The following is a 10,434-nucleotide window of genomic DNA, read 5'->3' on the forward strand; positions in this document are numbered from 1 at the left end:
CCGCTTACAATCAGCACATGATTCCTAGGCACGCCCAGGCCACGCTCGAGCAGCTGGCTGCCAGCTTCCCGGTCGTCGCCGTCACCGGGCCCCGCCAATCCGGCAAGAGCACCCTCGTCCGGGCGCTCTTTGCGGACCACCCCTACACCTCCCTGGAGGACCCGGACCAGCGGGAGTTCGCCACCGACGACCCGCGTGGCTTCCTCGCCCAATTTCCGGGAGGGGCTGTTCTGGACGAGGTCCAGCGCTGTCCGGCGCTGCTCTCCTACCTGCAGGGACGCGTCGACCAGAGCGGTCGGCTCGGCGAGTGGATCCTGACCGGCTCACAACAGTTCGGGATGGTCTCGGCCGTGACCCAGAGCCTCGCCGGACGAGTCGGCATGCTGGCGCTCCTGCCGTTCGCGCGCGACGAGCTCCAGGCCGCGCAGCAGCTGCCGGAGCAGCTCAACGAGGCGCTTTGGCGGGGCGGCTACCCGCCGATCTACGACCGCCCCGTGGAGCCCGCCCTCTGGTACGGCTCCTACGTCCAGACCTACCTTGAGCGCGACGTCCGTCAGCTACTCGGCGTCCGCGACCTGACCCTGTTCCAGCGCTTCCTGCGCTTGACGGCGGGACGGACCGGGCAGCTGCTCAACCAATCGGCCCTCGCCGAGGAGACCGGCGTCAGCCACAACACGATCCGGGAGTGGCTCTCCGTGCTCGAGGCCAGCTACATCATCCATCGGCTGCCGCCGCACCACAACAACTTCAACAAGCGCCTGGTCAAGACGCCGAAACTCTATATGCTCGATACCGGCTTGGCGTCCTGGCTGCTCGGGATCGAGTCTGCGCAGCAGATCGACACCCACCCGCTACGCGGCGCACTATTCGAGACTTGGGTGGTCGCCGAGCACCTGAAGGCGCGTTGGAACGCCGGACGCCCTTCCAATCTCTACTTTTGGCGCGATCGGGCCGGGCGCGAGGTCGACCTGGTGATCGAGCGCGGTGGACGCCTGCAGCCGGTGGAGATCAAGGCCGGGGCGACGGTGACCCGCGATGCTGTTAGCGGCCCCGTAAACTGACCCACGGCTGGCCAAGAAAATTGACCCACCCTCGGGTGGCCCCTGGCCACGAATGACCATACCGTCGGCTGCCGAACTGAGCGGTGGAGACGGGAGCTGTGAAGGAGTGGGTCGTGATTCACAAGATCAAAGCGCTTTACGACGAAGGCCGCGGACTATCGATCCGCGCTATCGCCCGAGAGCTGGGGGTGTCCCGGAACACGGTGCGCAAGTACCTCGCACAGTCGCCGGCGGACATCGTCTTCGAGCGAGCTCAGCCGCGGCGTCACCGGCTCGACGAGCATCGGCCGTTCATTGAATACCTGCTTCGCCGTTACCCCAAGCTCAGCGCCGTGAAGGTCGCACGCAAGCTGCGTGAGAAGCTCGGCGAGATCGACGTCTCCGATCGCACCCTGCGCCGTTACCTGCAGCAGGTGCGTGCGAGCATCCCGGTGGCGCAGCCGCGCTACTACGAGCCGGTGCTCGACCTGGTGCCGGGCGTTCAGTGCCAGGTCGATCCCGGCGAGCTGCGCGGCGTGGAGATCGGCGGCGAGTCCCGGACGGTGTACTTCGTCGTCTTCGTGCTCTCGTACTCGCGGCGGATGCACGTGGCGGTCTCGTTGCGCCCGATCGATACCGAGGCGTTCATCGGCATGCACGACGAGGCCCTGCGCGCCTTCGGCGGGGCTCCCGAGGAGTGCGTCTACGACCAGACGAAGATGGTGGTCATCGCCGAGCAGTTTCGGGAGCTGACGGTCAACGAGCGCTTCCACGCCTACGCCAGCGCTGCCGGGTTCCATGTCCACGCCTGCCGCGGCTACGACCCGGAGAGCAAGGGCAAGGTCGAGGCCGGCGTGAAGTACGTCAAACGCGACTGCCTCTACGGCGAACGTTTCGCCGACGAGCAGGACCTGCGCGCCCATGTCCAGCAGTGGCTTGACGAGGTGGCCAATGTCCGCGTCCACGGCACCACGCAGCGCCAGCCTCAGGAGCACTTCGAGGCCGAGGAGCGGGCGCACCTGCGGCCCTACCTGACGCCGGAGTGGCTGGACCAGGCCAAGGCCGCGCTGGCCACCCGTAAGGTGGACAAGACGGGTCTGATCGCCTGGTCGGCGAACAAGTACTCGGTGCCGATGGCCTACCAGCGTGGCGAGGTCGGCGTTCAGGAGGACAGGGGGCAGCTGCACATCGTCGACCTGGAGACCGGCGAGATCGTGGCCACTCATCCAGTGGCCACCGGCAAGGGCCAGACCGTGCGCAACAGCCACCACTACCGAGATCGGGCCCGGCACATCGCCGAGCTGGAGGGGGCGATCGCCGAGCGCGTCGGCGCCGATCTCGGCGAGCGGCTCTGCGCCCGGCTGCGCGCCTGTGATCCGCGCATCTACCGTGATCAGGTCGCGGCGGTCAGTCGTATGCTCGAGGCCAGGCCTTTGCCGCCGAGCGATGTGCTCGAGCGTCTGGCCGAGCGCGAGGGGCTGACGGCCACGCGGGTCCGAGACTACCTCGAGGCCTATCACCGCGCCGAGCAGCGTGGCCGCGATGCAACGCCTCCGCCGTCCGAGGCCCCGGCATCGCCGGTCTCCCTGGCCGCCTACGCGCACCTTGGCCACCCGGGTGGCCAAACGGAGGTGACCCATGAGCCGTCTTGAGCAGACCGTGGGCCGCTACCGCAATCTGCGCTGCACGGCGATCGCCGACGAGCTCCCGCAGCTGCTCGCCCACGCCGAGGCCAACGCAGCCTCCTACCTCGACTTCGCCGAGCAGCTTGCCGAGCGCGAGCAGCAGGTCCGCGAGCACAAGCGCCTCGACGGGAACCGCCGCCGTGCCCGCCTACCCGCGGGCAAGCGCCTGGAAGCGTTCGACTACCGCCACCAGACGACGATCACCAAGCGCCAAGTCAATGCGCTGCTGGACTTCGGCTTCATCGACAACCGGCAGAACCTGGTGTTCATCGGCCCGCCCGGCGTCGGCAAGACGCACCTGGCCGTGGGCATCGCCGACAAGGCCCTTGATGCCGGTTACAAGGTGCTCTTTCGCAACGCCCTGGAGCTGGTCGAGGAGCTGGAGATCGCCGAGATGAAGGGCGAGCTCAAGAAGAAGATCGCCCAGCTGACGCGCTTCGACCTGCTGCTCATCGACGAACTCGGCTACCTGCCGATGAGCCGCCAGGCGCGCTACAACCTCTTCCAGCTGGTGCACGCCTTCTACGAGTACCGCTCGCTGATCCTGACCACCAACAAGGACTTCACCGACTGGGGCGAGTTCTTCCACAACGACAACGTCGCCGTCCCGATCATCGATCGGGTCATCCACCACTCATCGATCTACATGCTCGGAGGTGAGAGCTACCGACTCAAGGAGAAGACCGCCGGCTGAGACCGGCAAGGTGGGTCAATTTTAATGTCCAAAAGTGGGTCCAAGACGGTGGCCATTGACATTCAAGGCCGCGAAAAGTCCACGCAGGGTGGCGCCTCGTAGCGCGTGACCTTGCCCCTCATGGTCCGAGCGAGCAAGCTGGATTTATTTGCCGCAGTCCGGCGCGTGGGATTCTGGGGGCGAATTGAACCTTGTGGCGGTCAGTGCCGAGTAGAGCGCTAATCGGGCGTCGAGAGGGGGCGGTGCGCTCTCGACAAGGCTTTGGCCCATAAAGTCGGTCGAGATGACAGGCTCCAGGAGCCTTGACATACAGCGTTCAAGTAGGCGTTGATTAAGAAACGGCATAGATGTATCTCTGCCGCGGAGGTGGGCTATGGAACTCATCGTCCTCATCGCACTTATCTTTATGCTCTGGCTTCTTGTCCAGCTGGGGGTTGGCATCTACCACCAAGGGCTCCGTCATGGCCTCCGGCGTTGGGCGCGGGGGCTACCGCGACTTACAGAAGCGGTGGCGGGGTTTGGCGGCGAGCTCGTTTCTCTAGGTGCTCGTAACGTATGCGAACGGGCGAGAACGAACCCAGCCCCCCCTGCAGAACATCAAAACCACGCCGGCGAGAGCGAGATTTACGCTATAAAGGAAATGAAATCAATGGACGATTATCTCATGGGTTGGCCTTATGAACCGCCGGAAACGCGAAGGGACGCATGGTGAACTCTATATGTTCGCTTGCTTCCTCCCTTCATTGATTGCTCCTTGACCGCTGCGCGTTCCGGCGTTCTGCACGGAACCAGTGGTCGAGGAGCTCGCAGCGTTGATCTGGTTAAGAGCCTTGTATCCCCCCCAGCCCATCAAGGTCGTAAAGACCAGCGGCAACCCGATGTGCAGGAGCCCGGTGATGATCATAAGCATCGTCCCCTGGGTTCCGCCGTCGGGGCTGAGGAGGTTGCCGACGTTGCTCGCCGCGAGGTAGGAGAGCGTGTCAGGGTGCATGGCCCGTACCATGTTCTCCTCGAGCCAGATCGAGACGGACCACAGGTAGTCCCACACCTTGATCAGCACGATCCCGAAGGTCGCGACGAACACGGTCTGCCAGCTGTAGAGGGAGATGATCAGCAGGAAGGGCAGCAACATGATGATGCCCATGAGCAGGAAGGACTGGATCATGGGTGCGGCCGAACGGATCGTGTACATCATTGGCCCGTGCTCGACCGTATCGTACCAGGCTGTGCCCAGCCCGACCGCGACGGTCGAGAAGACCCGCTCGTGCAGGCCCTGCCCAGCGGTTTCGTCGGTCGCGACCAGGTCGGCGGAGGCGATCGGCGCGCTGCTCGCTTCGTTCTGGATGATCCGCTGGATCATCGCATCCTCGACCTCGTACTGCTCGGTTCCGTCAGCGAAGTCTGCCCACACCTCGTGGAGCCGATCCCAGAACCCCGGTTCCATCTGCTCGAGGATCCGTTCGCGCAAGCCGGGGCCATCGAGGCCGACGTCGGCGTTGCCGGTCCACCACTCGTGGCAATAGGGCCGACCATGCGGAGGAGGGTGGTTGTCGTCGTAGTAGGCGCCGCTGCGCTGCTCCTCGTAGTCCCACCCCTCAACCGGCTTTGATGCCTGGTAGCGCTGATAGTAGGTGTTCAGGTAGACGTAGGATCCGATGTACTGTGGATCGTCCTCGCCGTAGTCATCGAGAAGCGGGTCCACATCCGGACGCTCACGCTGATAACGCGAGCGTGCCGGAATGAAGCAGTCCTCGACGAACTGCTCGACCTCGGCGGCCACCTGCTCGTCGTTGATCCGCTGCCGGTCGAAGTCGAGCCGCGTCTGAACGTAATCCTTGGGGCAGCCGAGCCCGTCAATGGCCGCTCCCGTGATGCCGCTGCCGATCGCCAGTGTCCCGTACCACCACGCCGGCACCTGCGCCGGGGTGATGTAGTTGTCGAAGACGTCGTGGTAGGGCGTATCCGCCGGGTCGGAATTCGTGCCACAGGGATCCTCGTACTCAAGCACGGATGTTTGTAGCTCGATCATCGGCTGCGCTGCCAGCACCACGACGGAGAACGCCATGATGATGCGCAGCTCCATGGCGTGGACACTGCGCTTCGCTCCGGCCTTCGCCTCCATGCCCGTGTAGGCATCGGAGAACGCCTGGACGAGAAAGACGAGGAACGGGATGTAGGCGATCCCGGTCCCCGTCAGAATCTCCCAGATCGTCTCGTACTGCATCCACGCGAATACGAGGGTGAAGGCTTCGAGCGGATGCTGGACGTTCATAGCAGCCTCACCAGCCGAGGTATCAGGTCCTGGCCGAGCAGGGCCTCCAGGACCAACAGCCACAGGGCCACCTGCCAGCGGGCGTCGTGCAGGAGCAGCCGCTGGTGCGGCGTCAGGTGGTTCCCAAGGAACTCGACAGCGCAAGGCCAGGCCGCAACGACCGCAGCGATCAGGCCAAGACGCCAGAGGATGAGCACCCCTTCGAGCTGGGCGAGTCGTTGCTCGATCACGCCGGCGGGCTCTACGGCATACCAGAGGAGGGTGCCGATGATCGCCACCGCAAACAGGAGAATCAGCCCTAGCCAGGTGCGCAGCATCGCCGTCTCCTAATCGTCGAGCTCCTCAGGGATGCCGTCGCGGATGCGTTGCTCCGGCACCGGCGTCGGGGCAATGGCGCCCCGAGAGGCGTCACGCCGACGCTCGCCTTCCTGGAGCAGGTGCTCAGAGGTGTGTGAAACGACCGTTCGGCGGGCTTCGATCTCCAGCATTAGGTTCTCGATCTCATCGTCGAGTTCGTCCAGGGCGTCGTCGATCTTGTCCTGTGCCGGGCCGGCGCGTGCGATCGTGGGCTCGCCGCGGCCGGTGAGCAGCATCCGGCGCACTGATAGGGCGCGCTCCATGGTCCGCGCCATGCTGATCTCTTGGGCGAGGCGCCCGGCGGCCAGCTGGCGTTCCTGGGAGGGCATTTCGTCGAGGGCTTGCGCGAGCTGTGGGGTGAAGCCGACTCCCGGTGCCTGTAGGTCGGCGAGGTGGTCCTCGGTGAGGGCGTCATCCTCCATGGCCTGCAGGAGCTCGGCCATGTCGTCTTGCACGCTTTCGCGTTCGGTTTCGAGTTGAGGAACGATGCCGTGACCGGGTAGGGACTCGCTCTGTTCATGCTCGCCGGTCCACAACTTGGAATCCCCCAGGACACCGGGCTCGCCCGCATCGGGGTCGCCTACGGCCCAGTCCTGGATTTGGTCTACGGTCGTGTTCCCAGGCTCCGGCTCCCAGATTTCTTCCATGCGCGTGTCGTCACCGGCCGGGGCCCCTTGCATGATGGTCTGGTAGCCCGCATCCAGTGCATCGCTGACGGGCTCGACTGGAGGCTGGCCTTCGCCGCCGCGGCGTTCCCCGCCGCTGCCGGGGGTGCCGTCGTACCAGATCAGGCCGCTGTCGGCGGCGTTCTCCTCGACATGCTCCTCCGCTCGGACGATGTCGTCCTCGACCCCCATCTGTACCTGCCATTCGTCACCCTTGGACAGGGTTACCAGGTCGGAGTATGGGTTGGTCTCCCCTTCGGCCAGCTCTTGCTCGATCTGCTCACAGCTCTTGGTGGCGAGCTCGAGGGTCTCCTCAGCGCGCAGGAGCGTGTTCTGCATGAGGTCGTAGAGGCCAGGGTGGGCTCGTTGGAGCACGAGTGCTGGCAGGGATGCGACGGCGGCATTCGCCGCGTCCACCATTTCATCGACCATGGCATCGGCCCCGTCGGCCACCTCCTGGAGCTGGTTGCGAACGGTTGTAACCGGGTCAAATTCACCGCAGGAGTAGCCGGCGCTCAACTTAGACCCGAAGCCTAGGTCCATGGTGGTGACGTTGGGTTGCAGGGGAGGGTTCCACGGTTTAGCCCCACCGATCTCGTAGTACCACACGCCGTCGTCCTCTGGAGGCGTGAGGGGCTCGTTGGCGAGCACAGCGGATGGGGCCGCAAGGGCGATGGCTGCAAGGCTTACTACTCGACGCATGGCTGACTATCCCCTTGTTACCAGCTCACGGAGGTGATGAAGGATCCCTCCCGTTCGCAGCAGGAATACCGCCGCCACATCGACCAGACGTAGTCGCCGTCCAGATCGGTGCGTGACGAGGATGTTCCCCCGGCCCAGCCGTCGAGCCCGTCGAAGCGGTCATCGACGCCGAGAATCTCGCAGGAACTCTCCGAGCGCGGATGGTGCATCTGGAAAGTCCCGGTCTTCGCATCGGCCGGCTTGAGCGGATCCGGCAACCACACGCGATAGCCCGCTGTGGAGGTTGTGCCGCCACTGGAGAGGTGGTCGTAGACGCGCGCTGGTTCCCCCGACCGGGTGGTGATGTGTCCGGCCCGGAAAGCTGCCATCCCCGCGGCCTTGGCGTCTTCCGGCTGTGGCGTCTGTCCAACCCGCGGGTAGACAGCGCCCCAGGTCTGGAGGCCCCAGCTGCCGTCCTCGCTCAGCTCCTCGATGCCCGGAAAGGGCTTATGGGCGTGGGCGACGAACTCGACAACGCCCAGCCGCCACTCGATGGCGTCGATCGCCGACTGGTAGTAGGGCGTCATCATGTCGGCCGCGGAGGGGCAGGGGCCTTCGGGTAGCGGTATATCTTCTACGATGTCTGCTGCTGGGTGGCCGATCGCGTCGGCCTCTTTGTAGGTCACCGTGGCGTGGTTCCGCGCCGGCCTGGAGTCATGTTGTGCGCCTTCACCGGGGTCGTAATCGATCAGCGCAGCGAAACCTTGCTCCAAGGCGAGCTCCTGGGCGTGCCCAAGCGTCTTACGGATTTCCCGCCACGGGTTTTCTGCGGCCTCGTGATAGGCCGAGATCACGAGGTCGGGGATATAGTGACCGAGTCGGATCGAGGTGCGGATCGAGCAGCCAGTCCAGCTGCAACGGAGCCAAAAGCACACCCCCTCGAGGCGGAAATCGAGACAGGAGGGGAGGGCGCTCATCGTGTCTTGGGTGATGTCGATAGTGTTCACCTCTGCCCTCGCGGCCGGAACGAGGCCCAGCATGAGAGCAGCTGCGACGCAGACGGGCCGGGCCATCGATTTAAGGGTCATCGTTAGCCTCCTGCAGGTGCTGACGGGCCTCGTCCGGATCCGCGACGCCGTAGACGACGGCCGTGCGGTCGAATACGACAGCCGGGACCTGGTCGATCCCCAGCGCGATCGCGAGTGCGACGGCGCGTAATGCTCTCTCTAGCTTCTCCTCCTCCGTGTCATCCACTAGGCGCCGTGCCGTTTGCAACGCCTCATCGGGATGGTCGGGCAGCTGCGCCTCAAGAGCGCTGATGCGCTCCTGGGCCTCATCCACGCGGTAGATCGTGACGTCCGAAGGGGCGGTCTGCCGCGCATGCGTCTCGTCCGCGACGAAGACCTCGACGCGCTCCGCGGCTGCGCCGGTGAGCGGCGCCAGTATGACCACCAGCAGCAGTGGAAGGCCCCTTAGCATCATTCGGGCTCCTCCACACGGGTCTCCAGGCGCTCGGGCTCGCCGGTGTATCCGTCCAGGGCCAGTCCCCAGGGGTTGCCTTCGGGGTCGACCTCGAAGCGGACGATGCGCAGCGGGTAGCGCACCTCAATGTCCTTGACGAGCTCGCCGTCGATGTACTCTTGGATCTCGACGTCCAGGAAGACCTGCCAGGTGTCGTCGCCGAGGCGTTCCACGCGAGCGGGCTCAAAGCGGGCGCCCGGGATCTCGCGGATGTAGCGGGATCGGTTATCGAGCTCGCCGCTCTGGGCGCGTCGTTCCAAGTCCGCCTCTTGGACCTGGAGGAAACGGGGAGTCATGTAGCTTTGCAGCCGCCAGATATTCTCGGGGTACTCGTCGGCGCCGTCGTCTTCCCAGCGCCAGAGCTGCTGCCAGATGTAGAAGGTGAAGGTATAGACGACCGGCTCAGGGATCTCGCCGGCCTCCATCACCCCGCCCGTGCGCAGCTCCGGGGTCTGATGGACCCGAATATCCTCGGGCGCGGTATGCCACCCCCACCACAGGCCGGCACATGCCAGGGCTAGCCCCGAGGCCAAAACCCGGAGTGTGCGAACATGCGCCCAGCAGGTGTCGATCTCTTTGCGATGTCTCATCGGCGCCCCACGTCCCAGATGCCGCTTCGGAGAATGAGCGGCGCGCCCATCACGCCAGCCCTATGCAGGGCCAGCCGGCAGCGCTGCTGGTAGTAGCCGGTGGGCCGACCCTTCTTGATCTTCTGGAAGATCGTGGCCGCGATGAAGACCGTGGCAAGCACCATGATGGCGGCGCCCCCGACGCCCATCATGGCGCGGCCGAATAGCCAGCCGATGGCGATGCCGACCGGAAGCCAGAAGATGGTTCCGGCGACAAGGATCGCCACGAGTTCGGTGGAGGAGCACCCGCGGAACACAGGAGGCTCCTCGTTAAGTCGCTCCGCCATCATCCGGCGCTCGCCAGCGGTCTCCACCATGGTCCACCCTCAGGCCACCGCAGGCATGGCGCTATGGAAGGTCATGCCGGCGTCGATAACGTCCTCGGTGGCCGTCGTCAGCAGGAACGTGATCACCAGGAGCAAAGCGCCGCCGGCAATGCCGAGCAGGCCGACCTCGCCCCACTCAGCCCGACCATTGCGGGCCTCGTTGAACTTGGTAAGCCCGGCCCAGGCCACCCAGACAAAGCCGGCAATGCTGACGACTGTTGCCAGGACAACCGCGCCGTCGAACAGGTACCCCTCCATCGTGGCGAGCCAGTCCTCGTCGGCCGCGCCATGCCCATGATCAGGATCCTCGGGGGAGGGCAAAGTCCCCTGCTGAGCCATGGCCCCAGCGGGACCAAGCAGAAAGAGGGAGAGGGTGGCTTCCCTGATCCGTTGCCAAGTGCTGCGTGCGGGCATGATTGATCCTCCTCAGTGGAAGTGTCGCCGGGCCTTGATGGCCCAATTACCGGGTCCGATTGACCCGTCCCCACACCGTCATCCCGGCCGCACGTAGACGGCGACAACCGTGACGACGATGACCGCTCGAATCGTGTACCAAAGCCACTC

Annotated in this window: 11 protein-coding genes; 3 read left to right on the plus strand and 8 right to left on the minus strand. The window is 65.0% G+C overall.

Annotated features, from left to right (window positions below):
• The first annotated feature begins 17 nt into the window (after nucleotides 1-17).
• The 3 genes from CCR79_RS13185 to istB all read left to right on the plus strand — a co-directional run bounded on the left by CCR79_RS13185 (nucleotide 18) and on the right by istB (nucleotide 3,419).
• The gene (locus tag CCR79_RS13185) at nucleotides 18-1,061 is read left to right on the plus strand and encodes an ATP-binding protein (RefSeq protein WP_201173931.1); all 1,044 of its coding nucleotides are present in this window, start codon (nucleotides 18-20) and stop codon (nucleotides 1,059-1,061) included.
• Between the two features lie 113 nt (nucleotides 1,062-1,174).
• A complete protein-coding gene (gene istA, locus CCR79_RS13190; RefSeq protein WP_201173933.1) occupies nucleotides 1,175-2,692 on the plus strand; it encodes an IS21 family transposase in 1,518 nt (505 codons plus the stop codon).
• Nucleotides 2,679-3,419 carry an IS21-like element helper ATPase IstB gene (istB, locus tag CCR79_RS13195; protein WP_201173935.1) on the plus strand — a complete coding sequence of 247 codons (741 nt, stop codon included), beginning with the start codon at nucleotides 2,679-2,681 and terminating at the stop codon, nucleotides 3,417-3,419. Before istA ends, istB begins: the two co-directional genes overlap by 14 nt.
• A gap of 715 nt (nucleotides 3,420-4,134) precedes the next feature.
• On the opposite strand, the gene CCR79_RS13200 is transcribed toward istB, so the two are convergent.
• The 8 genes from CCR79_RS13200 to CCR79_RS13235 are packed head-to-tail and all read right to left on the minus strand — an operon-like array spanning nucleotide 4,135 to nucleotide 10,284.
• Nucleotides 4,135-5,691, minus strand: a complete 1,557-nt coding sequence (locus tag CCR79_RS13200; protein WP_201173938.1) for a conjugal transfer protein TraG N-terminal domain-containing protein — start codon at nucleotides 5,689-5,691, stop codon at nucleotides 4,135-4,137.
• The gene (locus CCR79_RS13205; protein WP_201173940.1) at nucleotides 5,688-6,008 is read right to left on the minus strand and encodes a histidine kinase; all 321 of its coding nucleotides are present in this window, start codon (nucleotides 6,006-6,008) and stop codon (nucleotides 5,688-5,690) included. Before CCR79_RS13205 ends, CCR79_RS13200 begins: the two co-directional genes overlap by 4 nt.
• A gap of 9 nt (nucleotides 6,009-6,017) precedes the next feature.
• On the minus strand, nucleotides 6,018-7,415 hold the full coding sequence (locus CCR79_RS13210; protein WP_201173941.1) for an integrating conjugative element protein: 1,398 nt from the start codon (nucleotides 7,413-7,415) through the stop codon (nucleotides 6,018-6,020).
• Between the two features lie 17 nt (nucleotides 7,416-7,432).
• On the minus strand, nucleotides 7,433-8,482 hold the full coding sequence (locus tag CCR79_RS13215; RefSeq protein ID WP_201173942.1) for a TIGR03756 family integrating conjugative element protein: 1,050 nt from the start codon (nucleotides 8,480-8,482) through the stop codon (nucleotides 7,433-7,435).
• A complete protein-coding gene (locus tag CCR79_RS13220) occupies nucleotides 8,472-8,876 on the minus strand; it encodes a TIGR03757 family integrating conjugative element protein (protein ID WP_201173943.1) in 405 nt (134 codons plus the stop codon). Before CCR79_RS13220 ends, CCR79_RS13215 begins: the two co-directional genes overlap by 11 nt.
• The gene (locus CCR79_RS13225) at nucleotides 8,873-9,505 is read right to left on the minus strand and encodes a PFL_4703 family integrating conjugative element protein (RefSeq protein WP_201173944.1); all 633 of its coding nucleotides are present in this window, start codon (nucleotides 9,503-9,505) and stop codon (nucleotides 8,873-8,875) included. The genes CCR79_RS13220 and CCR79_RS13225 overlap by 4 nt, the downstream gene beginning before the upstream one ends.
• The gene (locus CCR79_RS13230) at nucleotides 9,502-9,861 is read right to left on the minus strand and encodes a TIGR03750 family conjugal transfer protein (protein ID WP_238641701.1); all 360 of its coding nucleotides are present in this window, start codon (nucleotides 9,859-9,861) and stop codon (nucleotides 9,502-9,504) included. The genes CCR79_RS13225 and CCR79_RS13230 overlap by 4 nt, the downstream gene beginning before the upstream one ends.
• A 9-nt stretch (nucleotides 9,862-9,870) precedes the next feature.
• Entirely contained in the window at nucleotides 9,871-10,284 is a 414-nt protein-coding gene (locus CCR79_RS13235) for a TIGR03745 family integrating conjugative element membrane protein (RefSeq protein WP_201173945.1), read from the minus strand.
• Nucleotides 10,285-10,434: the final 150 nt, after the last annotated feature.

The organism is Halorhodospira halophila, assembly GCF_016653405.1.
GTDB classification, from domain to species: Bacteria; Pseudomonadota; Gammaproteobacteria; order Nitrococcales; family Halorhodospiraceae; genus Halorhodospira; species Halorhodospira halophila_A.

Bases quoted from the DNA above. Each gene is read 5' to 3' on its own strand.
- CCR79_RS13210 (WP_201173941.1), bottom strand. From the start codon at position 7,415: ATGCGTCGAGTAGTAAGCCTTGCAGCCATCGCCCTTGCGGCCCCATCC.
- CCR79_RS13235 (WP_201173945.1), bottom strand. From the start codon at position 10,284: ATGCCCGCACGCAGCACTTGGCAACGGATCAGGGAAGCCACCCTCTCC.
- CCR79_RS13200 (WP_201173938.1), bottom strand. From the start codon at position 5,691: ATGAACGTCCAGCATCCGCTCGAAGCCTTCACCCTCGTATTCGCGTGG.
- CCR79_RS13205 (WP_201173940.1), bottom strand. From the start codon at position 6,008: ATGCTGCGCACCTGGCTAGGGCTGATTCTCCTGTTTGCGGTGGCGATC.
- CCR79_RS13185 (WP_201173931.1), top strand. From the start codon at position 18: ATGATTCCTAGGCACGCCCAGGCCACGCTCGAGCAGCTGGCTGCCAGC.
- CCR79_RS13220 (WP_201173943.1), bottom strand. From the start codon at position 8,876: ATGATGCTAAGGGGCCTTCCACTGCTGCTGGTGGTCATACTGGCGCCG.
- istB (WP_201173935.1), top strand. From the start codon at position 2,679: ATGAGCCGTCTTGAGCAGACCGTGGGCCGCTACCGCAATCTGCGCTGC.
- CCR79_RS13230 (WP_238641701.1), bottom strand. From the start codon at position 9,861: ATGGTGGAGACCGCTGGCGAGCGCCGGATGATGGCGGAGCGACTTAAC.
- CCR79_RS13225 (WP_201173944.1), bottom strand. From the start codon at position 9,505: ATGAGACATCGCAAAGAGATCGACACCTGCTGGGCGCATGTTCGCACA.
- CCR79_RS13215 (WP_201173942.1), bottom strand. From the start codon at position 8,482: ATGACCCTTAAATCGATGGCCCGGCCCGTCTGCGTCGCAGCTGCTCTC.